The organism is Adhaeretor mobilis, from assembly GCF_007741515.1.
GTDB classification, from domain to species: Bacteria; Planctomycetota; Planctomycetia; order Pirellulales; family Lacipirellulaceae; genus Adhaeretor; species Adhaeretor mobilis.
This window is the reverse complement of record NZ_CP036263.1, coordinates 2,340,585-2,365,345: the sequence shown is the minus strand read 5'-3', so window position 1 is coordinate 2,365,345 and position 24,761 is coordinate 2,340,585. Positions and strand designations below refer to the sequence as shown.

Genomic DNA, 24,761 nt, shown 5'->3' with positions numbered 1-24,761 from the left:
GAGCCCTACATGAAGTTTGCCACCCTCGGCGATGACCCGGATTGCTTGGCCCTAGCAGCTGCCGCAGAACAGCTCGGGCACAAGGTGACTCGCTGCGAGGAGCAGGCGTCTGACCAGGAGAACGATTTGTGGCGGGGCGCACCCGACCCCGGGACCTGTGACGCAGTGTTGGTTGGCCCTTCCGACGAACAAGGCTCGCCGCGTAGTGAGCAACTCCAAGAACTGGTGAAAATGGGGCTGCCCGTACTTGCCGTTCATCCGGTAGTGCCAGAAGTGCTGGCCTATTTCGAAATCGATATGGCCCGCGGCGAGACTCAGGCGCTGCTGCAGCACTACAATCCGCTCACCGAGTGCAATCTTCTACCGAGGCTCGCCGAGTGGATCACCGACGGACATCCTGAAGTGGGGAAGATCGAGCAAGTGGTCGCCGAACGCACTTTCGATCATCGAACTCGCGAGGCGGTACTCGACCATTTTGCTCGCGATGTGGAACTGCTGATCCGCATAGCCGGACCGCTCGATCGCATAGGGGCGTTGGGCTCCGGCAATGACGATGCCGCCTACGCAGGACTCAGCGTGCAACTACTCGGCAAGCAGGCGGTGCCGGTGCGTTGGTCGGTGGGGCCGGTGAGCGACTCACCCGGGTTGAAGATCGAACTGGTGGGAGAGCGAGGGCGAGTGACCGAACATTTCGACGCTAGCAATCTTCGCATGGAACAGGAATCCCATGAGTCTACTGATCCTGCTGTGAGCGCCGTCTCTCGATTTGTGAACGGCTTGCAGGCGGACACCGACGAATCCACTTGGCCGGCAGCCCTGCAGGCGATGGAACTGGCCGACTCCATCGAAATCAGCCTACGTCGCGGGCGCATGATCGACGTACACCACCAACAACTCACAGAGCACTTAGCCTTCAAGGGCACGATGGCGGCACTCGGTTGCGGCGTCCTGATGGTGCTACCTCCGCTGTTACTGCTGGTGGGTTGGATCGCTGGGCTATTTGGCATTCCGGTTGCCGAATACTGGCCGCACGCATTGCTGGTACTGCTAGCCCTCTTCCTGGGACTGCAAGTGCTGCCGAAAATTGTCTATGCCAAAAAGTAGCTCGGTGCCTCCCGGGCTGAGCGGGACTGGTTTCCGCGCTGCGGTTCTTGTTGGGGAGAACTCTTGCCAGAATTCTATTCTCGCTAGAAAAGTCTCGCCTCTGGACTCGGGCCGAAGTCACTGAGCGACTGCTAGCAAATACGCTAAACTTTGCCGTTTAGATGGATTATCCGTCTTGGTCGGTCGATCCAGTGACTAGAGGCAAACAACTTCTCCGGGGGGAGAACTGCAGCGCTGCTGCGCTACGCCACCTAGAATCTCTCCCTGATCCATGCTTCGATCTTTCAACAACGTGCTCCTGGCCCTCCTGGCGGTAACAGCTCTAGCTGCCAGCGGCTGCGCGCGGCATTTGCACACCGACCGCTGCGGTGCGATTCTGGACGAGAATCTCTTCTCCATCGCACTGGATAGTGTGCTGATACCCTACGTCGAGGAGTGCGGAGCGCAACCGTCTTGCGAATTAGATCCCACATGTGATCTGGGCTGCCACGAATCGGAGCTCGAGGGGCAGGTCGTCTACTGCGACGAAGCAGGCAACTGCGGGCTACAGGTCGCCGAGCCTCCACAACGCAAACGGAACACGCCACCGCTTGTGGGCTACGTGCCACCTCAACCGCCCAAGTTCTTACCAGTGCCTACGCAGCCAGCGTTTACCGACGTGTCTAGCGATTCGCCAATGCGGCTGCGAGGTTCGGTCGAGCGCAACTTCGGGCCGCAGCTGACTTTCCCTGGACGGGACTGATCGAATCTATCCGAAGAGTCTCATTCCTTCATTGGGGTGGCATGGCCACTGCTGACCACTCTTTTCTGCTAGCAATACGGTCAAGCTAGGCCGACTCTGCGGGCTGCGATTTGTGCGAGTTAAGCACATAGTAACGGGTGGCCGATCCCTCCTCTTAGTGACTTCTTCCGCGTGCGCTCCCCGCTTGCATGCACTGCAGAAGTCTCCCCGCGCTCGCGTCGCCTCGAGCGTTGCCCAAACATGGTCAACGCTCGATTTGACTTGCTCCTATTCGGACGACCCAGCTGATGCTCGACTCGCGTCTGTGCGACCCTTTACGTACGAAGTTCTCGCGCGGTCCATGCCGCCTCGGAATGTCCCGCCTTCCTATTGCTCTCAGTCTACTGTTCTGTGGAGCAATAGCTGCTGGGCAAGCACGTGCCGCCAGCGAAGCTCGGCTCACTCCGGTGGTGCGAGCTGTGCGAAATGCTGGTCCTTCTGTCGTCAACATCCAGGGCCAAAAGTCGGTCGCGGCTACTGGCGAAGCCGGCGGTCCAGGTGTCGGCACGCGACAGGTGAACGGTATGGGCACTGGTGTCGTGATTGACCCTCGCGGTTACATTCTTACAAACCATCACGTGGTAGAAGGTGTTCGCCAGATCAACGTGACACTTTCTGGCGGACAGACTTACACCGCTCGAGTGATTGCCCACGACCGCGAGACTGACCTCGCTGTGATACGCATTCGCACTCCGAAGCCGCTGCCCGTTCTACGAATTGGCACCTCTAGCGACTTGCTCACTGGCGAATCGGTTGTGGCTGTTGGAAACGCTTTTGGATACGAGAATACCGTGACCACAGGCGTCATTAGTGCGTTGCATCGCAATGTGCAGGTAAACGAAACGCAGAAGTACCTCGATCTCATTCAGACCGACGCGAGCATTAACCCGGGCAACTCTGGCGGGCCGTTGCTAAACATCGAAGGCGAAATGATCGGCGTAAACGTTGCTGTACGAGCTGGTGCCCAAGGTATTGGATTTGCCATTCCTGTAGACAAGGCGCTCGATATCGCCACCGGGCTGATTAGCATCGAGCGGCTCGACCGCAATTGGCATGGTATGACCCCGTTAGCCACCAACGGGCTACTCGGCCCAGTCACTCTCGTTAAGGTCAGTCGCGATAGCCCGGCCGATACCAGCGGCTTGCAACGGGGCGACGAGATCCAACAAATCGGCAGCACTCTCATCGTACGTCCGTTGGATGTAGAGCGAGCACTGCTTGGACGCCGCAGCGGGGAGAGCGTCCCCGTGCAGGTACGCCGTAGTGGCCGACTCGTGGATGTCGATCTGGTGCTGTCTCGCTTGCCGGGCCGCTCCTCGACCAGAGATGCGAGCCCCCCAAGAGGCTCGGGCATCATCGCGTCGAAGCCCGTCGAATTCTCTAGCACGCCCACGGAGCCCAATGGTTCGTTCTCGCGATCGACTTGGGAAAAGTTGGGATTGGAATTGAAAAGCGTCTCTCGCTCGACGCTTCGCAAGCGAGGCCTGCCCTTCCAGGGAGGCATGCAAGTGGTTCGCGTGCGTAGTGGCAGCTCGGCCGAGAAAGAGGGCGTCGTAAGCGGCGACATCCTCGTCCGTGTGCATCGCTGGTACACCACCAACGAGCAAGACGTCCGCTACGTGATGAGCCGCAGCGAGTCGCTCGCCAAGACGGGCACCGTGCGGTTCGACATCGTACGTGGCGAAGAACGCTTCTTCGGGCACTTAGCGGTGGGCGAGAAGGAAAGCTCGCGACGGTGAGGCCAAGTGGAGCAAGCAAACCTTGCCGCTAGCCGCCGAGCTTGCTCGGCGCGTGGTTGGCCCTTGGTTTAATGTCAATTCATACGGCGACGTTTACCGTGGGTTTCGACTCCGCGGCGACCGAGGTCGTCGGCTAACGTTGAACACCTACATTGGGTTTCAATCCAATGACACTGTCACGGTCTTGTTCTCCGTGTACGCCGCCAAGCCGGCTTCGCCCAGTTCTCGGCCGATACCGCTTTGCTTGAAGCCACCGAAGGGGGCTGCGGTATCGAACACGTTGTAGCAGTTCACCCACACGGTGCCAGCGCGGATTTTCGAGGCGAGGAGATGCGCCTTGCTGATGTCGCGTGACCAGACGGCCGCTGCAAGTCCAAAGTTGGTATCGTTCGCACGGCGGGCGATCTCGTCCACGTCGTCGAACTTCAAGACGGATAGCACAGGGCCGAAGATTTCTTCGCGGGCGATGCGCATGTCGTCCGTCACGTTGGCAAACAAAGTGGGCTGAACAAAGTAACCTTGGTCGCCGTGCCGTTCGCCACCGGAAATGCACTTCGCGCCATCTTCTTTGCCGTACTCGACGTACTTAAGAATCTTGTCGAACTGCGCCTGATCCACTTGGGGGCCATGCTCGGTAGCGGGATCGAACGGGTCGCCGACTTGACGAGCCTGATTGCGTTCGGCCAAACGGTCGACCACTTCGTCGTAGGCACTTGCTTGCACATACAACCGGCTACCGGCAGTGCAGCATTGCCCTTGATTGAAGTACAAGCCGAAGTGCGAACCGGCGACGGCTGCTTCGAGATCGGCATCGGCGAAAATCACATTGGGGCTTTTGCCGCCCAGTTCAAACGTGAGCCGCTTCATGGTGTCCGTCGCGGCACGCTGGATAATTTTGGCAGTCTTATCCTCACCGGTGAAGGCAATCTTATCGACTCTCGGATGCTCGACCAGCGCCGCGCCAGCGGTGGGGCCAAAGCCGGGAACCACGTTGATCACGCCATCAGGGATGCCCGCCTTCTGGGCCAAGCGTGCCATCCGCAGGCAAGTGAGCGGCGTTTGCTCTGCCGGCTTCATCACAATGGTGCAGCCAGCAGCGAGCGCGGGGCCCCACTTCCAAGCACACATCAGGGCCGGGAAGTTCCAAGGAATGATCTGCCCGACAACGCCGATCGGTTCGCTCCGTGTGTAGCAAAAATGATTGCCTCGAATGGGTATCGTTTTCCCTTCAATCTTATCTGCCCAACCGGCGTAATAGCGAATGCAATCGATCACCAGCGGGATGTCGGCTGCTCGTGAGTCGCGAATTGGCTTGCCGTTGTCTAACGTTTCCAGCGCGGCCAGCTCTTCGGCATTCTCTTCGAGTAAGTCGGCCAGTTTGTACATCAGCCGGCCGCGATCGCGCGCGTCCATCTGCGACCACTCGCCACCATCGAACTGCGCGCGAGCAGCGTCCACTGCCAAATCGATATCTGCCTTGTCTCCTTCGGCAACTTGAGCGATCACTTCTTCCGTGGCAGGATGGATCGTCTCAAAGGTCTTACCGCTGGCCGCGGGCAACCATTTGCCGCCAATAAAGCACTGAGTTTGACGGATTTCAGGGTGAGCGACTTTTTCTTGCATGATTTCAGCAGTGGCCACGAGCAAGATCCTCCGATGGGAGAGTGGGTGAGAGTTGAGGTTGTTTCCCCAGCATAGCAGAGTTGGTACAGTGAAGACCAGCGGGGCTTACGAGTTCGTTGCCCCACTTCTTCCGGCTGACGCGCAGCTCGACAACTAGGTAGAGATTGCTCGATGAGAGCGCAGGAACATCAGCCGCCCGGTTTGCGGTAGATTGTTCCGCGTTCCACTTCAATGAAGCCGAGCTTCTCGTAGAACTTAAGTGCCGCTTCGTTGCTGGCCATCGTTTGCGCCTCGAAGGTGGCGATCCCGCGGCGACGCAACAGACGGGCGGCTTCGCCGAGCAGGTAACTGGCGGCGCCGCGCCGACGATAATCGAGTGCGACCATCAGCTCGAACAACCCAGCCGTCGGCATGCCCCAACCGGTCGAGAGTGGTTGCACGTCCCAGAAAGAAGCGGTAGCGAGAATGTCGTCTTTGTATTTATCGATCAACTGAAAACGATTGCGCTGTAAGCCGCCCCACACACAGGCTTCCCACCAAGTTTTCGAGCGGGGATCAAGTTGCTCGGTAATCTTGGTGTTGCGTTTGAGATTGCGAATCTCACGTGACACTGGCGGACGGAAACTGGCGAGATCTGCCTGGAAGATACAAACCTGATCGACCACATCGTAGTTGGCGCGCTGGCAAGCCTCGTGGAAGGTGAGGTCTGTCGGTAGTACGCCGGGAATTTCGCTGCCGCCGTACAGTCCCAAATAGAAAGAATTCAACGGCTGCACTCCACCGGCGTAAAGCACCTTGGCTCCGCGTGTACGCTGGTAGGCTTCGCTGGCAGCAAGTAGTTCGTCGGCCAGAGCTTCACTCTGATGCGAGGCGTGCAACATCAGGACATGCGTCGTGCCAAAGCTCGTGTCCAGTGCCATGCCTGCGTCATCGGGTCCGAAACCTGCGTGAACAAAGCCGACGGGGCGCTCGTCGTGCGTGGCAACGATCAGGCCTTGACGATCGAAGTGCATTTTCGAGAGGACGCCGTACTCCAAGAGCATCGAGGAGACCGGCTGGAGCAAACCGCGCTGGGGCGGTTGGCTGCGCCAGATTTCCGCGAGATGCGGGGGGTCCGAATTTTCAAACGGCCGAAGACGGTACACGTGCGAAGCTGACCACGGGGCTGAAACTCAGTGACGGAAGGGCAAGCACACAAGTATGACAGAGCCGTGCATCAGCGGGGAGGGTGTCAAGCGAGATACTCGTGTCATTCTGAACAGAGGCTAGCCAACGGGTCGTCGGAAACCTTTCGCCGGAATTCCCTGCTCGAAAGCTCAAAAAGTAAGTCAAACTCAAGGAGCAGCGTACCAGTGGATCGCCAATCCGCGGCAATTATTCCAGTAAGGAAACTGGGAATATGATTTCGTAGTAGCCCTCAGGCTGCCGGCTTTGCCCGGCGCTTGCGACGCCGCTCGCGGCGGTCAGTAGGCGTGCCCTTCCAGCGACGGTGGACCCACCAGTATTGCTCAGGCGCTTTGCGCACGAGTTGCTCCAGTCCATCGGTGTACCACTGGGTAAGGGCGGGAATAGTCCCCTTCTGAAAGTCATCTACCATTGGGTCGACAAGATCGGCTAGGCACATCTCGAAATGCAACGGGCCGCCTTTTCGCAGTACAGCACTAATCGCGGTGGGAGCCTGGCCGCTGAGCGTGAACACCGCCACCGCTTTATGCGTGGAGGCCGGCTTGCCGAAGAAGTCGACCCAGCAAGCCGTATCGCCTGCGTATTGGTCTCCCAGCAGGACAAGCGTGCCGCCACTCTCCAGTAGATGAGCGATTTGACGGCTACTGTCATTTTTGGGCAGCATGTGCTGCCCCGTCTTGCCACGAAATTCGGTAACCCAACGATCGAGGTACGGGTTGTCGAGCTTGCGAGCAATCGTGTGTGTCGGGAATCCATGCAACCCAAGTAGGTAACCACCCAACTCGAAATTGCCCAAGTGCCCCGAGATAATCACCGTAGGACGACCACTGAGCATTTGTCGAACGAGCGTAGGCATGTCGGGTATCGAAGATTGCTCTCGCCAATTCGTACGATGCACCTTGCGCGAAGCGTGGGCAATCTCCGCGATCATTAAGAACAGGTGCCGCCACATTCCGAGAGCGATCTGCTCGTGCTCTTCAGAGGATGCCTGCGGAAAGGCGATCTGCAGATTCTGCTGGACAACTTTCTTGCGAATCCGCAGGACCCGCCACATCAGCCGGGCAAGCGGTGCGGAAGCATCGTCAACCACCTTCAAAGGCAGCGCCTGCACCAGCCCCACGACTAAGCGTACGGCGAGATAAGCGGAGTAATCTGATAACTGCTGAAACATTACGGCTTCAGGGGCTTTAGCGGTTGGTCGATTCGGAAAGTTGGAAAGCAACCTATTGTGCAGGGCTTGTTAGGTCGCCGTAACCAGAAGATATCCGAAGGGGCTCACCTAGCAGGAGAAAAAAGCTTTTCAGGCAACAACTCTGGAAAGACATAAGATTAAGACTTGGTTAAGATGTAAGCTATGTCAGTTGCCTCGAACAGTCTCTGTAGCCCTGGTGAATTCGAGTCCGGCCCTGTTATAGAGCAGCAAAACAGGGAGCTTCAGCACCTCCTTGGCCATTTCGACCCGGTCCAGTTGAATGAGTTGTCGGGCTTCGAATTGATGAATCGCACGGACACAAAGTATTTGCTGAGTAGCGACGACCTCCTAGAAACCCTGCCCGAACTGCGGGGCAACTATCGCTCCTTGGAAGTGGAGGAAGTGCGTCTTTCTCCTTATAGTACTCTCTACTTCGATACGCCTGACTTGGTGTGCTACAAGGCTCATCACAATGGCAAGCTCAATCGCCGGAAGTACCGTATGCGTCGGTATGATGCCAACGGCGTTTGTTTTTTGGAGGTGAAGCTCAAAAACAGCAAGGGTCGCACTGACAAGCAGAGGATGTCGCTCTCAGACATCCAGCCCTCGATCGATGAATCACACGCTGGCTTCCTCGATTCTATCGCTCCCGATCTTCAAAACCAAAGCTTCGATGGCCTGATTCCTCAGCTCTGGAGTCGCTTTCTGCGAATGACTCTAGTCCACAACAACATTGCGGAGCGAGTCACCATCGACACCTGCCTTAGCTTCCATAAAGGCGATCGTGCCGTGCAGCTCCCTGGGGTGATCATCGCGGAAGTCAAGCAACCGGGCGACGATCGTCAGTCCCCCGTTCGCAAGCAATTTCGCGCCAGAGGCATCCGTCCGCTACGCATTAGCAAGTACTGTGTCGGTAGCGCGATGCTCAATCCAACTCTCAAACACAACCGATTCAAAGCCAAACTGCGATCCTTGCAGAAGATTGCCAACGTTTGAGTTCCGCTCCGATAGACTATTAAACAGTCTGCCCTTTAGGTTAAGCACCATGCATCCCGCTCTTGCACAATCCATAACTTCAACACTCGAGTCATTCCAGTTTGAGTTTCTTGGCGTTCCATTCTTCGATAACGATCTCTACAAATTGGCGTTCCGTTTGCTCGTGAATTTGGTTTTTGTATCGGTCATCGTGGGGATCGTTTACTACCGAAAGACGGGCAACAAAGATTATGTGTTTACCTATTTCATGATCAACCTCATGGTCTTTTTCATCTGTTTCACCTTGAAAAAGATGGAATTGGAGATGGGGATGGCTCTGGGACTGTTCGCAATTTTTGGCATTTTGCGATACCGAACCGATGCCATTCCCATCAAGGAAATGACCTATTTGTTTATAGTAATTGGCATCGCAGTGATCAATTCGCTCGCGAATCGCAAGGTGAGCTACGTCGAGCTGGCGTTCACCAATGTCATGATCGTAGCATTGGCGGAACTTCTGGAGCGTTTGCCTCTGCTGAGACAGGAATTCAGCGAACGCGTGGTCTACGAGCGGATCGACCTCATCAAGCCAGAAAACTACGATCAGCTTGTGGCTGACTTGCAAGAACGCACCGGCTTGAAGATCAGCCGCATCGAGTTGGGGCAGATCGACTTCTTGCGCGATACGATTAGAATCGACCTGTTCTTCTATCCAGAGGAACAGTCTGCCCACAGTAGTGGCGAGGTAGCCGTTGTGCGCCGTGACAGAGAGGCGTAAATAGCACCCAGCAACGGATCACGAGCCAGGGATCTAGAACTGCGATTCGTCGATCAGCTCCTCGCCATCGCGAGAGCAAATACTCGTGACAATAACTCCTTCCAGCGAATCAGTAAAGAAATTGACACTCCCGTCGGCCATGAGTGTATTGACTCCCGCCGGATGATCGGAGTGCATACTCTCCTTGTACCACGCTTTAGGAAGTTTGCTGGCGTTGGGACTCTTCTCCAGATGCCCTACATTGCTGCCTGAAGCTCAGATGCCATTGAGTGAATCAATCTCATCGTTGTCGATATCGACACCACGCCCCGCGCACTCTGTGACACAGACAGTGTAAGAGGTACCGTCGGCAACATCCTTCGGTTTCATTGGGGGCGGCTCAATGAGATTGTCATCGTTGGGTAGGCCCTTTGTGCCAATCAAAATACCGCGCTGGCGACCGTACTCCTCACCAGTGTCAGGGTGGATTGCATCCTTGTCGGGGCCGGAAATTCCAAGGTAGTCCATGCAGGCCATCCCCGCCCCCGGCAAGCCACCGGCGAGTGGCAACAGCCTGTGATCTTCCCCGCGTAAAGGTTCGAGCCGATAAGTGCTAGGACACAAATAGACCGTCAGCACTTGTCCCGTGGCAGCGAGATTCGTCGGATGGTCCAGCGGAGCTGAGAAATTGATTAGGTCGTAGACCGTGGCTAACTCCAAATAGGGGAGCAAATCCACCGACCAGGCCAGGGAGTACGTCTCCGGCTTGTCTCGAGGCCCGGACCAAAACTTACCAGCAGGGTACTTATTGCGTGAGCTTTCGTAGTTGTTCACGCCCAGGCCAACTTGCTTCAAATTGTTTGTATACTAGGTGCGCCGAGCGGACTCGCGCGCAGCTTGAACAGCCGGAATCAACAACCCAATGAACACGCCTATGATAGCGATAACAACGAGCAACTCTACGAGCGTGAAGCCCCACCGAGTAGGAACCGAAGCTGCGCGACGGTGGATCTTTTTAGGTAGAAGAGTAGGCGATGTCTGAGCCTCCCTTTGAAAGTTGTCCGCTCTTTGGCTCGCCCGAATCGGGTCGGATTAGTCTGCGATCGTGATCACGATGTGCTCGCCAGAAGGGGTGAGCTGCCCAAGAATGCCTCCATGATAGTATACAGGGTTTCTGCGACGGCCAAACTGATCACTATTCTCAACCCCAGGACAGTGTGGCAGTATCTTTTTTTACCCCTATTGAGTGATTTTCGTGCCAGAAATTTTTTTTTCACCCACAGAGTCCCACAAAACAATTTCGCCGAATGCCACAATAGACGATAAAAATAGTGGAAAAACCGCCATTTGCTTGACAAGGCGCGCGCGATGTTAAGATGGAGAAGCGACTTAGGTCTGGAGCAGCTCCAGGCACACCCCAAATGGGCAATGTCGTTTTATGGGTACTCAGCGGGCTTTTTCTACCGCGTTTCTCATTCTTTCATTCTTACTTGGAGGCTAATCATGAACCGGACAGCAACTCTGCTTACGCTTGTTGTCGCGGCTGTGACTGCCTCCTCGACACGGGCCCAACCATCACTCAATCTCGTCGATAACGGCAACGCTAGCTTTACACTACAAGTCGTCACGGATGCCAGTGGCCCAATCGCCACCGAAATTGCCACCGAGGAGGGCGGCCTAGTAGGCACAGGGAACCTCACGTTCACAAACGTCATCCTTGCCGACCCCGCAATTTTTGATGTCGAGAATCTAGGCCACAATCCGTTTACTGACACCGTCACCTGTGGGCTCAATCTAGACAACATCTCAACCAATGAAATCTTTGCTTCATTCGGTACGGGTAGCTTGGGTGTCGGCGTCTTCGACTTCCTCACAGTCGAGTTCAGAGGTACAGGGACCATAGATGCCTATGGAATCCTTGCTCAGCAAGGCGTGAACCACAGCGTCTTTACCTCAAGCGATGTGACCGATGTGATCTTAGGAGATTTCAACGGAGATATTCGCGTCGATGGCGGTGACTTTCTCCAATGGCAATATGATGAGGTTTCCGGTCCTCCAAGTGCGGTAGACCTGGCTTTTTGGGAAGCGAATTATGGCGCACCATTTATAGGTTCAGCTTCATTTGCTGCTGTACCTGAGCCATCGACACTCACTGCCCTGCTTGTAGGCATATTCTTTTCAAGGAGGCAAAGGACGATTTGCGGACCGGTTTCGACAGCCGGTTGAAGCGGGAAGTTCGTAGGAAGCTAGATCACCACCGATGCTGGTCTGTTGTGCTACCACGAACTGAACGAATTGCTCAGTCTCACGACAGTGGCCGCAGAGGTGCCAACCGATGCACGCCTGGGCCAGAACAAACAACATGGTTCTGTGCCGATGCTGCGACAGTCATTCTAGCATGCGACTGAGATGTGAATGATGCCAAGCGACTAGCGGTCGACCCTGTCATGCGGCGCGTTGTCGGTTAACGGGCGGCGCAAGTGAACTCGGACCCGGCGGGCGCCTTGGTCTTGCTTGTGCCGGTCTTGAGGGTCTTGCGGCTACTCAGCCGGTAGCTGCGACTTCCGCAGCGGCGAATAAATGCCCAAGAATTGACAAGACACAAGAAAGGGGTGGGGAGTGCGATGTTAAGCGGAGGACCGCATGCGACTGGAGCGAGTCCAGGCTCAAATCACTTCAACCCGAACGGGAAATCACGGCTTAGGGCCTCAGAAACGTTGGCAAGCACCCAATAGTTGATTACTATTGAGACTGGGGTTCCAGCTATTCCACATCACTTTCTCCCGCGTTTCGACATGTCTCCGCCTCACCACATCACGAGTCGGCGACTTGTCTTCGAGTCGCTCGAGCCGCGTGAAGTGCTCAGCGCCGACCCGCTTCTCGCGCACGTAGGCGACGCGGAGTTCATCTACTACAACGCGGCCACCTATGGCACGGTTGTGGCCGACTTCGACCGCGACGCGGCCACTTTCAACCCATCCGGCGAGCCGATCGGCGACGACACGCCGCGCTACGGACCGACCGTCGCCCACTCACCGCTGCCCGATTGGACCGCTGATGGCCCGACCGTCGCAAGCCAAGGTATCTCAAGCGTCCTAGCTACGGGCTGGGACGCTGACGGCGTCACGCCACTCGTGGTCGTTAACTCGAACGCGGCGAACACGATCCGAATCTACAGGGGTTACAATTTTGAGTCGGTCGCCTCGCTTAACTATTCAAACCTCGGCTTGATCCGCGAATCGATGGCTGCTGCCCAATACTACCCGCAGTCAGCCGTCATCCACCACGGCTTGGTCGTGATCGGCACAGAACGCCACGAGGAACGCGGCGGCGAGTTCGTGCCAGTAGGTACATCGTTCCTTACAACGCAGGACTACGGAGCCACGCTTGACGTGGTGGCCGACATCGGTGGGGGCGACATCCCGGGCATCGCCGGCGGCGCGGCAGACGGACTGACACGAGGCCGCGTGTGGTCATTCACCAACCCGTTTCCTGCCGGTGGGCTCGATGAAACCAACGACGTCTGGTTCCCTTGGGCTGACTACTTACAGAAGCAAGACAACCCCAAGGGAGGACAGATCGGTCTGTTTCGAGCGACCCGGGCCGACGCCAATAGCCCGTGGGTCGTGCAGCCCAATCGAGTGTTGCATGAGATATGGCTCCCCGACGACTCGGGCGGCCTGCACGCCCACACGGCCGCGGTCACTGGCGCGGGCGTCGTTTCGCACTGGGGCGACGTCGGCTACCGCAGCCAATCGCTGCTGCACGCGGTAGACCTCGACAACTACCTCACCGCCCCGATTACGACGACGGTGGCCCTCGGCGGTTACGACCCCACGGCGACCAACTATATTGACGGACCGCAACCGACCTCCGCGGCGCCGGGGCCAGAGCCCGGTAGCCACTTAGCGTCGGGTGACCTCACACGCGAAATGGTGATCGGCTTCGACAACATCGCAATTGGCGAAACCCGCCTGGAAGTCGATGCCGTTGTGGATAAGCCGCTCCGCACGACCTTCGGAACGCGATACAAAGACGCCGACATCCTGCACCTACAGTGGCTGCAGGGAGTAGGCTATGTATCGGGCAGCGCAGTGAAGCCCTATTGGCACCTCTCACTCGATGGTGAGAACTGGGCTTCGGTCCGGCCGCCGGAGGGGGTTAACGGCCGATTATGGCTATTTGGGGAACGTTTGCTGGCGCTCGACAGCAACCACCAAATGTGGACCGCTCCGCTCCCGGAGATCGAGGTCGTCACGCCGCTCCGCGTGGCGCCGGGGGGAACGAACGCATTGGCAGCGACCCTGGAGCCCGCCGATGCGCCCGCCGCCGGGGTAACGATGCGCGAGGTGCATTATACGGCAGGCGCCTGGGTGTACGCAGATACCGGCGTGCCACTTGACCGGCAGGCCATGCCGCCGCGTCCCGGTGTCACAAAGGCTTACGAATTCAACGTCTCATCAGGCGCCACCGACCTCGGGCAGTGGTGGCTGCAGGAAGTGGACGCCGTAGCGCCCGAAGGCATCTGGAACCTCGACTTCTGGGTGGCAAACCTAGCCGACCAGACCGTGTCGCTCGGGGCAGGTCTCCTGCCAGCTGCGGAGGTGGGTTCGAACAGCGACTTCCGCTCGCAAACCTCAGCGGCAACCGAAGAGTGGGTCGCAATGGGCGTGCTTCGCGACTCGACACCCGACAGTGGGCGGCTTGCTATCGACCTGTCGCTGTTCAAACCGTCTCCCGGCGTTCGGTTCTTATGGGCGCCGTCGTACCTGGGCTCCCAACCCACTCCAGCCTACCCGCTGGCGCCGGGGGCGATTGGCCCGAATGAGGTCGCTTCGCTAGCCGTTTCGCCACTCGGCGACGAGTGGACGGCGGGACTCGTGTTCCAGTGGGACGAGGCGGCACCGCTAACCGGCAACGGAATCTTGCCGATCGCTTCACTGGTGGGCGATGGCGGCACCGCGGTCACGATCACTGCGCAGAATATTTCCACGACTGATACCGAATGGGTCGCCACGCTCTACGACGGCTCCGCCGACGTCGCCGTCGCTCGGCTCACGACAAACCTACTCCGTGGCGACATCGCCGATCTGCTTCTTTCCTTCCACGCCGGTCAATTCACGCTTCGGGCGCGCGTCGGATCGAACGCCCCAATCACTAGCGAGCCAAGCGTATCCGTATCGGCGTCGCTCACCAACCTCGATCAACTTAACTGGTCCGATCGATCCGGCAATGGCGTGTCGGCCCTCCTTCCGATACTGGCGGTGACCGATGCGGACCGGGCAGCGGACGACGCCGATGCCGTCCGGTGGTTTCACTCTTCATTGCAAGAGAAGCTAACGCTATTCGCAGAAGTAGAAACCGTAGCAGGCGATTACAACCTGAACGGTGTGATCGATGCAGGCGATTATACCGTTTGGGCCGACTCATTGCCTGTGTACGATCTCGCCTTCGATGGCAACGGCGACGGCCGGGTCGATAGCGGCGACTACCTCGTGTGGCGCAATCATTATGGCCTCACAGGGCCCAACGTACCTGGTGACTATAACCACGACAACAAGGTCGATGCAGCCGACTACACAGTTTGGCGCAGCGCGGTTCCACCGGTGAACCCCGACGCCGATGGCAACGGCGACGGTCGTATCGACAACGAGGACTACCTTATTTGGCGCAACGCTTATGGCGTACCGCTGGTAACACTGGGCGACGTGCTCGCCTCGCCACAATCCGCCGATTTCAACGGCAGCGGTTTCGTCACAGGGCTCGATTTTTTGCACTGGCAGATTGGCTCAGGCACACCGACGCCGACAGCGACTCCGCTCGATGGCGATGCAAATTTGGATCGGGCCGTCGATGACACCGATTTCGGCATTTGGCAAACACAGTTTGGCCAAGCGGCACCGACGATAGCAGCCTTGGTGGCGGTTGAGGCCACGAACCCCGTCGAAGCGGCACAGTCTTTGACGGCCGTCGAAGTTGTCGTTGCCGCGGGGCCAGAGTTTAGCGAGGAACGTTCGGTTTCGGCATTAGTCGGAGCTGAGTCGGGTCGGTCACCGTTCTTAAATGACCAACTGGTTGATGAGATCTTCCGCCGTAGCGGTAAGCAGTTGCGGCAAAAGTTGCCCTCTGTGCATCAAGAGGAATATGGCGTAGAGCATATTTCAGACCGTGTGCTTAGCGAGGTGCGAGGTCTTTATTACTCATTCAATTACGACCATGAAGATCAGGATGTTAGGCTCGACCGACTGTCGAAGCGAACCAAAGCGACAAACGAGCTATTCAATGCGTTTGCAGAAGATGAGTTTGAAGTGGATTTAAGACTGGTACGTCATCGTTGATCCAAGAACGCACCAATCTCTCGGCAAGGTCAGTTTTCCGAAAGTCTGATAGAGCGAATATTCGTCTGAGCCAGGAGTGGCCGTAAGCGTGGAGCAAGAAAATGGCGGTTCAAGTGACTTCCGCGTGAGCGATGCCAGTTTCGCAATTACTACGAGCACCATGCCAGGCAACCTTTATGGTGATGGCACAGTCGACCATGTTGACCTGTCCAATTGGAGAAAGGTACGGGAGGGCCACGGGAGCAGCAACCGTCAAAGGCGATGGGCATGTCGATGGACTCGGCTTCACTGCCAGGCAGGTGGCGAATCAAAATCGTCTGCCGTTGCTGGGGTTGCAGCAGTTCCCGAACTTGGCACACTTGGGCTAGCACTAGTCGCATTCCTTGCAATGTTCACTTACTTTGCAATAGACCGTCGCCGCGTGTATCCTAGAGAATGCCAACTAACTTCTAAGCCACTGAGAGGAGCCTACTGAGGACGACCAGACTGAGAATAGTTTCGAATTAGGCACCGGAAGCGTGGTGCCTGATCGTTTATTTCATATTCCCATTCCCAAACCTTCGTTCTCATTGCAGAGGCTCTCTCGGATGAAACTCTTAAACGTATTCGCACTGCTGTTTGCCAGTGTGCTCACCCAATCAAATAGCCCCGCCACTGCCGTTGAATACCGCACGATCGACGGCTCTGGCAACAACATAGCCAACCCGAACCAAGGCCGCGCGGACACACCGCTCGTAAGAATGCGCGACGTCATCGTCAACCCACCCACTGGGTTCGACTCGTCTAAACTCATGCCAACCTACGAAGACGGGATCAACACGCCGACCGGCATGACTGCGTTCGATTCAGTAACTGGCATGGGCGCATCGCGATTGCCCAATGCCCGTCAGATCAGCAACGCCGTCGTTTCTCAAGGGAGCCTATCGGTTCTCAACCCCAAAGGTGCCAGCGACTGGCTATGGCAGTGGGGGCAGTTCATCGATCACGACATTGCGCTCGAAGAACCTACGTCAACGAGTGATCCGTTTATGATTCCGGTGCTCGATTCCGGCGACACACTTCACAACCAGCATTTCCCATTCATTCCGTTCCGGCGCAACGACCCTGCTTTAGGGACTGGCGTCGGTAACACGCCGCGCGAACAAACCAACGCGCTGACGACTTATATTGACGGCTCCAATGTATACGGTTCCGACGACGCACGCGCAAGTTTCTTGCGTACCATGAGCGGCGGACAACTGAAAACGTCCGTCGGTAATAATGGCGAAATGCTGCTGCCTATGAACCGAGCCATCGATCCGTTCCCCAATGCCAACCCGCCGGTCGTACCCGGCGACACACCATCTGCGGCAGACCAGCTATTCATTGCGGGTGATGCACGAGCGAATGAGCAAATTGGGCTGACGGCAGTGCACACACTGTTCGTGCGAGAGCACAACCGCTTGGCCACAAGTCTCGCCGGACGTGCCGACTTGCCCACGCTGGCTGCTTCAGCCGGATTCAATGCTGCCGACGCGACCGATGTGGATGAGTACATTTACCAAACGAGCCGCAAAGCCGTGGGGGCCCAGATCCAGCGGATCACCTACGAGGAATTCCTGCCCATGATGCTTGGCGATGCGCTATCGCCATATACCGGTTACGACAGCAATGTGAATGCCACGCTGAGTAACGAATTTGCCAACGCGGCCTATCGTGTAGGGCACACGATGCTCTCGCCGATGGTTCAGCTGTACGATAGCACGGGCAACATCGGTGAGGTTGCCCTGCGAGATGCGTACTTCAACCCGCAATTCACCAAAGACAACGGCATCGAAACGGTCCTCAAGGGCCTCTCGATGCAAATGTCTCAAGATGTCGACGCGATGGTGATCGACGAAGTACGCAGCTTCCTATTCGCGGAAGGCAACGGCGGGCTTGACCTTGCAGCAGTCAACATCCAACGCGGTCGAGATCACGGCCTGCCCACCTACAACGATATGCGCCGCGGATTGGGCCTCGCCGCGAGAACCGCCTTCAGTGAAATCACTTCCGACCCAGGCATCGCTACGGCGTTTGAATCGATTTATGATTCCATCGAAGATGTCGATCTCTGGATCGGAGCCATCGCCGAAGATGCCATGGCCGACAGCTTGGTAGGTGAACTGCTGAACTCGATCCTCGTCGATCAATTCACACGCCTACGCGATGGCGACCGTTTCTTCTATGAGACTGACTCAGACGCATTTGCCCTGTTCCCGGGACTGGCCGACTCGATGCTTTCGGATGTGATCATGAGGAACACGGACATCGATTGGATGCCGATGAGTGCATTCCACGCGGTGCCGGAACCCGGGGCGCTGGCGATGTTCTTGATCGCTATCGCCGGGGGCACTTCTCGGAAGCGTAGGGCTGGTTAAACTGGACAGCTTTCCGAAACTCGATGCTGATCTCGGCGGCGTCTCATCGGTGAGATTACCCCGTCCACGCCTTCCGCCCATAAGAGATCTCCATTGAACACTTTCCAGTGCTCGTGCGGAAACGCACTCTTCCTCGACAGCACACAATGCGTCCAGTGTGAAAAACCCACTACGTTGTGCCCCGTTTGCCAAGAGGTAACCGCTTGGGAGGCAAACGGCGACAACCTTGGCATCTGCGGAAACATTCAGTGCCAGGCCCAACTTAAGCTCTGCGCGAACTACAGGAACTTCGGGGTCTGCAATAACTCGATTTCCGTAGACGAAGTTGAGGAGACCCTGTGCTCGCATTGCCGGCTGACGACCGTGATCCCTGACTTCGATGTTGAAGGCAATCTCGAGAAGTGGTCGCGGCTTGAATGGGCGAAGCACCGTGTGCTGTACGCGATTGAGAAGATTGGCTTGCCGATAGGCACCCCAGAGAATCACTGGGTACCCAAGCTCTCCTTCGAGTTCAAAGCCGATAGAGAGAAGCCGGGTAAGGACAAGAAGAAGGCAGAGCCCATCGCCACCGGCCACGCCAACGGATGCATCACAATCAACCTCAAGGAAGCGGACTCCGTGAAGAGAGAGATCGCCCGAGTGGAGTTTGGCGAGCCGCAACGCACTCTTGTCGGCCACTTCCGCCACGAGCTGGGACATTACTACTGGGACTTGCTGGTGAACCCAACCCGGCTAGAGAAATTCCGCAAGCTATTCGGCAACGAAACAAGCCCACCCTACGCCGATGCGATGGACGCCTACTACGAGAATGGTCCATTGCCGAATTGGCAAAATTCGTTCATCTCTGCCTACGCAACGATGCACCCCTGGGAAGACTTCGCCGAAACCTTCGCCGCCTACCTCGACATGGTAGCAGTACTCATGACCAGCGAAGATTTTGATCTCACCACTGATGCGAATAATGTCATCGACGGCAACGACTTCGACGCGATGGTCAATGAATACTCAAGAGTCGGCATCCTCGCCAACGAGTTGAACCGCGAAATGGGGCTGATTGATTTGGTCCCGGAAGTCTACTCACGCCCCGTTATTGAGAAACTGCGGTTTGTGCACGAGTTGCGGTGACCTACAGCCATCGGCTAGCTGGGAAAGGCCCTCTCGATTTGGCCGAGTCGAGGGTGTCCGATGTGATCTTGCAAAACACGCAGATCGAGTGGAGACCGATGAGTGCGTTTCATGCGGCGTCAGAGCCAGGGGACTTGTTGGTGGTGGTATCGGGACTCTTGGCGATGCTGCCGACTCGCCGGAGCGCTCAGCCAGGTAAGAAAAACTGTTCGAGCTAGGCATGCTTATGTGCTAACGAGCACCAGCAAGCCCAATCAGTTCCAGTTCCGAGACCACTAGACTGTGATCTGACCCGTCGCGCTGAACCACCCTGGATTGCAGCGTCTTGAAGTGCTTGGAATGGAAGATGTAATCGATCCGCAGGTTCAGCGGCACCGGCTTGGTCGGCCAGTGCCACGTGGGATGGGCCTCTGGGTCCTTGTGGATTGCTGCGAAAGAGTCCACTAGCCCGATTGTTCTGAGTTGACCCCGGTGCGCGAAAGGTAGAAGCACTATTGAAGTCTCCCACCACGAGGGTCGGCTTTTCCGCATCGACTATCTTGAGAATCGATATAATTTCTTTCTCGTGCTGTGCTTCGGTCTTCGCAATGGTTGCCATAGCACTGCGAAAACCGGCTCCACGCTTGATGCGGAACGGAGCGAGATGGACGTTCACCGAGTGCACCTTATGTTCGCCCAGATCAAACTTCGCAGAAACAAAGCCAAATAGACCTGCTTGCGGCGGATGGATTTTTAACTCCTCTAGTTTCCACTTGGAAACAATCGTGAATCGCTCGGCAGGAATCTGCGCCTTGTGGCCGAATGAATGGATTTCGGGATAGTCTTTCGCCAAGTCTCTCGTAAGGATTTGCTCCAAACTAAGAGTGGTTTCCTGCAAGCAAACTACTCCTGCGTTGGCCGTCGTAATTGCGTCGAGAATTTGCTTCGATTGATGGTTGCCGCAGTTGACGTTGTACGTCGCAACTCGAAGTGTTTGAGCGCGGACTGTGCTAGAGTGGACTAGAAGTGCCAACAGGAGGGTAACAGTTGGTAGCTGAAACCTACCCATGCTTAGGCTCGCCCTTGAGCGGCAGCTTCACTGATTTCCCTGTCATCGCCGCTTTGTAGATGCCTTGGATGATCTCCACGGAGCGGCGCCCTTCGTAGCCGTCGACACTAGGTGTGCCGTCTTTCTTGATGGCTTTGATGAAGTCGGCAATTTGCATAGCGTGGCCATGGTGGCCGATGGCGCTGGGATCGGCCGCGCCGCCGCCGGTGCTTTTCTTTCCCTTCATCGACTTGTGAATCGCCTCGTCGCTCTTGAGCTTCTTGGCGAAGTCCCACTTCTTGATGTCCTCTTCCTCAACGACTGCACTACCTTGCGAACCGTGTAGCTCGATACGCTTCAAGTAGCCCGGGTACGCAGCGGTTGTGGCTTCGATGACACCAAGTGCGCCGTTCTCGAAGCGTAGCGTCGCGACGGCTACATCCTCGACTTCAATGCGTTCGTGCGCAAGCGTATCGATGAGGGCTTGGATTTCTACGACGGGGCCCATCAGCCACGTAAGCAAGTCCACGGTGTGAATCGCCTGATTCATGAGCGCTCCGCCGCCATCCAAGGCCCAGGTGCCGCGCCACGCGCCGCTATCGTAGTACTCTTGGGTGCGATACCACTTCACGTAGGCATCGCCGAGAGTGAGCCGACCGAAGCGATCTTTGTCGACTGCTTTCTTGAGTGCGACAAACGAATCGTGAAAACGCGACGGGAATACGGCCGCCAGCTTCACGCCCGCTTTTTCGCATTCCTTGATGATTTTGTCGCAACGCTTGAGCGTGATCTCCAACGGCTTCTCAATCAACACGTGCTTGCCAGCCCTGGCCGCAGCGACGGCTGGTTCCATATGGGCACCACTGGGTGTGGCAACGGCTACGCAGTCGACATCGCTGGAGGCGAGCATCTCATCCAACGAATCGTAGGCCGCGCAGCCCTGCTCCTCACCAAACTGCTCCGCCCGTCCGGGTGCGCGATCGTAGCATGCCACTAGCTTCGCCCCCCGTACGTCGGCCAAGGCCTTCGCGTGAAAGTTGCTGATCATGCCTGTGCCGACGATGCCAAATCCGAGTGCCATGGAGAATTGCCTATTCCTAAAGGGTGTTGGTTTCCGATGAACGACCTGCCGACGAGTAGAACCTCAAGCCAGCGGGCTGTTATTATGCTTGAATTCGGGGCCTTTGCTACTGGGACAGCGGGCAGGCCGATTCCGAAAATCCGACATCGCTTTCAATTGGAAAGATTATTTTGTACCAGCCACGCCTCCACATCGTGCTCTACCAGCCCGAGATTCCCTACAACACGGGAAGCGTGGGGCGAACCTGCGTGGCGGTGGGGGCCAAACTGTGGCTGGTGCGGCCGCTGGGATTTCGGGTGGATGCGCACCACCTGAAGCGTGCGGGGCTCGATTATTGGCAGCATCTGAATTGGCAAGTCGTCGATCACTGGGAAGAACTGCTCGAGAATCTGCCGGTCGAGCGGCATTGGTACCTCACCAAGTTCGCTACGCGCGAGTACACCAGCGTCGAGTTCGAGCCCGGCACCGTGCTGGTTTTTGGACGAGAATCCCAGGGCCTGCCGCCGGAGATTCGCGATCGCGATCCCAACCGGGGGCTGCGCATACCCACGCGACCCGAGGTTCGGAGCTTGAACCTCTCAAACAGCGTTGCCGTGCTGACCTACGAGTGCTTGCGGCAGTGGGGTGGGTAGAGTCGGTGCCGCTTGCGGCTTAGCCGGCGCCGTATTCAGTGACACGTTCCCAACGACTTCCCCCTAATCTGCTAGGCCGCAGGCGGCTTTAGCGGAAATAGGTAAATCTGGGCAGATTCGACCAGTATTTGGCTCTCAGCAGCCGCCGAACTGGTACCTGGCAAGGTACACTTATCCTGCCTCAGGTGGAAAGTCGAAACTAGCCGAGTAAGCACTGGCCCGCAAATTGCACAAAAAGAAGTGCGGGTTTTGCAGTGGCCGAGAAATGCACCTACAGGGGATGTCGGAGGCCCGAGAACGCTACAACTGCCGTCAAACCCACGACACCTGGGCACCGCCGACGCTCAGAAATCTTACGAGACCAACTGAAAACAAGAATTTCCGCAGCCGGGGGCGAATTGACGCTCGCACTGCCAGCAGTCAAGATAGTGGGCTGCTCCAAGAGGTATTTCCGTGATGACCCTAGTTTCAGGCTTTGAGAAAATCGTACAGGCTGACCAGCCGCTGGCTGAGCGTACGTGGCTGCGCCTGGGCGGACATGCCCAGTTCTTTGCGACGCCCAACTCCGTCGACGAATTGGCGGCCCTAGTGCGACGCTTTGCGAACGAGGAAGTCCCCGTTCGTCTGATCGGTGCAGGCTCGAACGTGCTCGTACGCGACGAAGGCGTCGCCGGCATGGTCATCGACCTCTCGAGCGCTGCGTTCTCCTCTATTCAGATCAAGGGCAACACCGTCATCGCTGGTGGTGGCGCGAAGCTGGCGCATGCGATTAGCGAGACAGTCCGTGAAGGCCTAGCCGGACTCGAACCGCTAGTCGGCATCCCCGGTAGCGTTGGCGGCGCCCTACACAGTAACAGTGGCAGCCGCGGTGGCGACATCGGTCAGTGGGCTTGCCGCGCAACGGTGATGACCCGTGCGGGAGAAATCCTCCAGCGTCAGCGCGAAGACCTCGTGTTCGCGTATCGTCAAAGCAGCCTCGACGAGCTAGTGATTCTCAACGCGGAGTTCGAACTCGAGCCCGACGATCCCGCGAAACTTACCAAGCGCATGCAAAAGCAATGGATCGTCAAGAAGGCTGGCCAACCGCTCTCACATGAGAACGTTGCCTGCTTATTTAAGAATCCTCGCGGCATGAGTGCCGGCATGCTCATCGAGCAGGCTGGCCTCAAAGGAACTAGCGTTGGCGGCGTGGCGATCAGCCAACGGCACGCCAACTTCATCGAAGCCGTCGAAGGAGCGTCCAGCCAGGATGTGCTGCGCTTGATCGATATGATTCGTAGCCGCGTCGCCGAACGACTTGGCGTAGAGCTCGAGACGGAACTAGAGATCTGGTAATTGGGCTATCGGCCATTGGCTGTTAGCTATCGGCTTATTCTTGATTGAGCCAATAGCTAATAGCCAACAGCCTCAAATAACGCATGGAGGCGTCACCATGGCCAAGCGCAAGCGAATACGACCGCACGACACCCGGTCCGAGGAGACTGGTTCTGAGGGCGTCAAGAACTCTGCTAGTCTCGCCGCTCCTACTCCTCGGCGTTTCCGCCGGCTACGCGTTGCGCTGATTCTCGCTACGATTGCTGGCCTGGGCTGGGGCGGGCAGCAGCTCTGGGAATCTGTTTCGCCGCAGGTGATCCATCGTGATCGCTACCTGCTCTCGGCCGAAGCGATTACCGCCACCGACCAACCCGAGTGGATCACTGGAGATGTCCTTAGCCAAGTGGTGAAGAACGCGGGGCTCGATCGGAGAATTTCAATAGTCGATAATTCGTTCATCGAAGAGATTCAAAACGCCTTTGCCCTGCACCCGTGGGTCGAGTCGGTCGGCAAGATCGAGAAGAGCTACCCGCCAGCGATCCATGTGGAGCTGACCTATCGTCGCCCCGTGGCGGCTGTGGAAACCACGGTGCGGGATTCTCGGTTAGGGGTTGCTGGCAATTCAGTGCTGCTATTGCCGGTGGATCGGCACGGCATCCATCTTCCAGCTGAAGACGTACCCGGGGTGGGCCTGCGTTACTTGCCGCGAATCATGGGCATCGTCGGCCAACCGCCGCAGGGGCAGCGCTGGGACGATCCCCGCGTAGCGGGTGCCGTTGATTTGGCTGAGCGTTTGACGGCCGATTGGGAACGGCTCTACCTCTCGGAAATCTTGCCCTCGCCGCGGCCCGAGATCAACGGCCCGCGACAGTACTTTCTCTATGACTTGATCACGCGTGGTGGCACGCGCATCGTATGGGGAGCCGCTCCACGTGATAACCCGCCCGGCGAGTCGGACTTTCAAGAGAAACTACAACGGCTGAATCGCTGCGTCCGTCGGACCGGCCCGTTAGATTCCGTGCGGGGTCCGAAAATTGTGGACGTGAGAAACGGCGAGCGCATCGTCGCCCGTACCGCAAAGAAAGAAAAATCGAGCGAGGACGCAAAGATTACGAAGTAGCCGGCTCGTTGGCTGTTTGCTGCTCGGCGTCATTAATGGCTTGCTGCTCCGCTGCTTGGAGCGCGTCGGCCAGCTCTTGTCGCATGATGGCCATCTCAGGCGGTGCCTCGATTCCCAGCCGCACGCCGCCACTACTGAGCTTCACGACAGTAATTGTGATATTGTCGCCAATGAGCAACCGCTCACCGGGCTTCCTGGCGATGACAAGCATTCTGTGAACTCCTTTTCACGCTTCGGACATTCGAGCCCCACACGAAAATACCCCACACGAGACACCGAGCCCCGCACTCGGTAAACTAGATCGGAGTGCTAGCAAATGCAAGCATTTTAGCGGAACAATTGCCAACACAGCGACAATGCGTAAGCTGC

The 24,761-nt window shown here is 57.2% G+C and carries 20 protein-coding genes and 1 pseudogene; 13 read left to right on the top strand and 8 right to left on the bottom strand.

Annotated elements, in window-relative coordinates; genetic code table 11:
• Positions 1-9 precede the first annotated feature (9 nt).
• From HG15A2_RS09275 to HG15A2_RS09265, 3 genes are all read left to right on the top strand, one after another.
• Complete coding sequence (locus tag HG15A2_RS09275; RefSeq protein ID WP_145059886.1) at positions 10-1,104, top strand: hypothetical protein; 1,095 nt, start codon at positions 10-12, stop codon at positions 1,102-1,104.
• Between the two features lie 271 nt (positions 1,105-1,375).
• Entirely contained in the window at positions 1,376-1,846 is a 471-nt protein-coding gene (locus tag HG15A2_RS09270; RefSeq protein ID WP_145059885.1) for a hypothetical protein, read from the top strand.
• Positions 1,847-2,199: 353 nt separating this feature from the next.
• On the top strand, positions 2,200-3,624 hold the full coding sequence (locus HG15A2_RS09265) for a trypsin-like peptidase domain-containing protein (RefSeq protein ID WP_145059883.1): 1,425 nt from the start codon (positions 2,200-2,202) through the stop codon (positions 3,622-3,624).
• 159 nt (positions 3,625-3,783) lie between these two features.
• On the opposite strand, the gene HG15A2_RS09260 is transcribed toward HG15A2_RS09265, so the two are convergent.
• The 3 genes from HG15A2_RS09260 to HG15A2_RS09250 form a co-directional block, all read right to left on the bottom strand.
• A complete protein-coding gene (locus tag HG15A2_RS09260; RefSeq protein ID WP_145063984.1) occupies positions 3,784-5,247 on the bottom strand; it encodes an aldehyde dehydrogenase family protein in 1,464 nt (487 codons plus the stop codon).
• Positions 5,248-5,435: 188 nt separating this feature from the next.
• Entirely contained in the window at positions 5,436-6,392 is a 957-nt protein-coding gene (locus tag HG15A2_RS09255; RefSeq protein WP_218932432.1) for a GNAT family N-acetyltransferase, read from the bottom strand.
• Between the two features lie 272 nt (positions 6,393-6,664).
• Positions 6,665-7,603, bottom strand: coding sequence for a lysophospholipid acyltransferase family protein (locus HG15A2_RS09250; protein ID WP_145059880.1), 939 nt, complete (start codon positions 7,601-7,603; stop codon positions 6,665-6,667).
• Between the two features lie 183 nt (positions 7,604-7,786).
• On the opposite strand from HG15A2_RS09250, the gene HG15A2_RS09245 reads away from it, so the two are divergent.
• Both HG15A2_RS09245 and HG15A2_RS09240 read left to right on the top strand, forming a co-directional pair.
• Entirely contained in the window at positions 7,787-8,620 is an 834-nt protein-coding gene (locus HG15A2_RS09245; protein ID WP_145059879.1) for a polyphosphate polymerase domain-containing protein, read from the top strand.
• 49 nt (positions 8,621-8,669) lie between these two features.
• Positions 8,670-9,377: a DUF4956 domain-containing protein gene (locus HG15A2_RS09240; RefSeq protein WP_145059877.1), complete on the top strand. Its 708-nt coding sequence runs from the start codon at positions 8,670-8,672 to the stop codon at positions 9,375-9,377.
• Between the two features lie 33 nt (positions 9,378-9,410).
• Here the strand turns inward: HG15A2_RS09240 and HG15A2_RS24530 are convergent.
• Positions 9,411-10,211, bottom strand: a pseudogene (locus HG15A2_RS24530) (DUF1559 family PulG-like putative transporter).
• Positions 10,212-10,223: 12 nt separating this feature from the next.
• Entirely contained in the window at positions 10,224-10,367 is a 144-nt protein-coding gene (locus HG15A2_RS24795) for a prepilin-type N-terminal cleavage/methylation domain-containing protein (RefSeq protein WP_261342166.1), read from the bottom strand.
• A gap of 492 nt (positions 10,368-10,859) precedes the next feature.
• Here HG15A2_RS24795 and HG15A2_RS09225 point away from each other — a divergent pair, with 492 nt between their 5' ends.
• The 5 genes from HG15A2_RS09225 to HG15A2_RS09210 all read left to right on the top strand — a co-directional run bounded on the left by HG15A2_RS09225 (position 10,860) and on the right by HG15A2_RS09210 (position 19,218).
• On the top strand, positions 10,860-11,582 hold the full coding sequence (locus tag HG15A2_RS09225; RefSeq protein WP_145059874.1) for a hypothetical protein: 723 nt from the start codon (positions 10,860-10,862) through the stop codon (positions 11,580-11,582).
• Between the two features lie 569 nt (positions 11,583-12,151).
• Positions 12,152-15,694, top strand: a complete 3,543-nt coding sequence (locus HG15A2_RS09220; RefSeq protein WP_145059872.1) for an LEPR-XLL domain-containing protein — start codon at positions 12,152-12,154, stop codon at positions 15,692-15,694.
• Between the two features lie 197 nt (positions 15,695-15,891).
• Complete coding sequence (locus tag HG15A2_RS23890) at positions 15,892-16,062, top strand: hypothetical protein (protein ID WP_218932431.1); 171 nt, start codon at positions 15,892-15,894, stop codon at positions 16,060-16,062.
• Between the two features lie 219 nt (positions 16,063-16,281).
• On the top strand, positions 16,282-18,093 hold the full coding sequence (locus HG15A2_RS09215) for a peroxidase family protein (RefSeq protein WP_145059871.1): 1,812 nt from the start codon (positions 16,282-16,284) through the stop codon (positions 18,091-18,093).
• A 93-nt stretch (positions 18,094-18,186) separates the two neighbouring features.
• The gene (locus HG15A2_RS09210) at positions 18,187-19,218 is read left to right on the top strand and encodes a zinc-binding metallopeptidase family protein (protein WP_145059870.1); all 1,032 of its coding nucleotides are present in this window, start codon (positions 18,187-18,189) and stop codon (positions 19,216-19,218) included.
• 214 nt (positions 19,219-19,432) lie between these two features.
• Here HG15A2_RS09210 and HG15A2_RS09205 read toward each other — a convergent pair whose 3' ends face one another.
• Positions 19,433-20,266 (bottom strand): endonuclease/exonuclease/phosphatase family protein, encoded by an 834-nt coding sequence (locus tag HG15A2_RS09205; protein ID WP_145059869.1) that lies wholly within the window; start codon positions 20,264-20,266, stop codon positions 19,433-19,435.
• Positions 20,259-21,326, bottom strand: coding sequence for a Gfo/Idh/MocA family protein (locus HG15A2_RS09200; protein WP_145059868.1), 1,068 nt, complete (start codon positions 21,324-21,326; stop codon positions 20,259-20,261). Before HG15A2_RS09200 ends, HG15A2_RS09205 begins: the two co-directional genes overlap by 8 nt.
• A gap of 170 nt (positions 21,327-21,496) precedes the next feature.
• Here HG15A2_RS09200 and HG15A2_RS09195 point away from each other — a divergent pair, with 170 nt between their 5' ends.
• The 3 genes from HG15A2_RS09195 (at position 21,497) to HG15A2_RS09185 (ending at position 24,392) form a co-directional block, all read left to right on the top strand.
• Complete coding sequence (locus tag HG15A2_RS09195) at positions 21,497-21,958, top strand: tRNA (cytidine(34)-2'-O)-methyltransferase (RefSeq protein WP_246117919.1); 462 nt, start codon at positions 21,497-21,499, stop codon at positions 21,956-21,958.
• Between the two features lie 456 nt (positions 21,959-22,414).
• Positions 22,415-23,293, top strand: coding sequence for a UDP-N-acetylmuramate dehydrogenase (gene murB, locus HG15A2_RS09190; RefSeq protein WP_145059865.1), 879 nt, complete (start codon positions 22,415-22,417; stop codon positions 23,291-23,293).
• A gap of 97 nt (positions 23,294-23,390) precedes the next feature.
• Positions 23,391-24,392 (top strand): cell division protein FtsQ/DivIB, encoded by a 1,002-nt coding sequence (locus HG15A2_RS09185; RefSeq protein ID WP_145059864.1) that lies wholly within the window; start codon positions 23,391-23,393, stop codon positions 24,390-24,392.
• On the opposite strand, the gene HG15A2_RS09180 is transcribed toward HG15A2_RS09185, so the two are convergent.
• The gene (locus HG15A2_RS09180) at positions 24,382-24,603 is read right to left on the bottom strand and encodes a carbon storage regulator (RefSeq protein WP_145059863.1); all 222 of its coding nucleotides are present in this window, start codon (positions 24,601-24,603) and stop codon (positions 24,382-24,384) included. The genes HG15A2_RS09185 and HG15A2_RS09180 overlap by 11 nt on opposite strands.
• Positions 24,604-24,761: the final 158 nt, after the last annotated feature.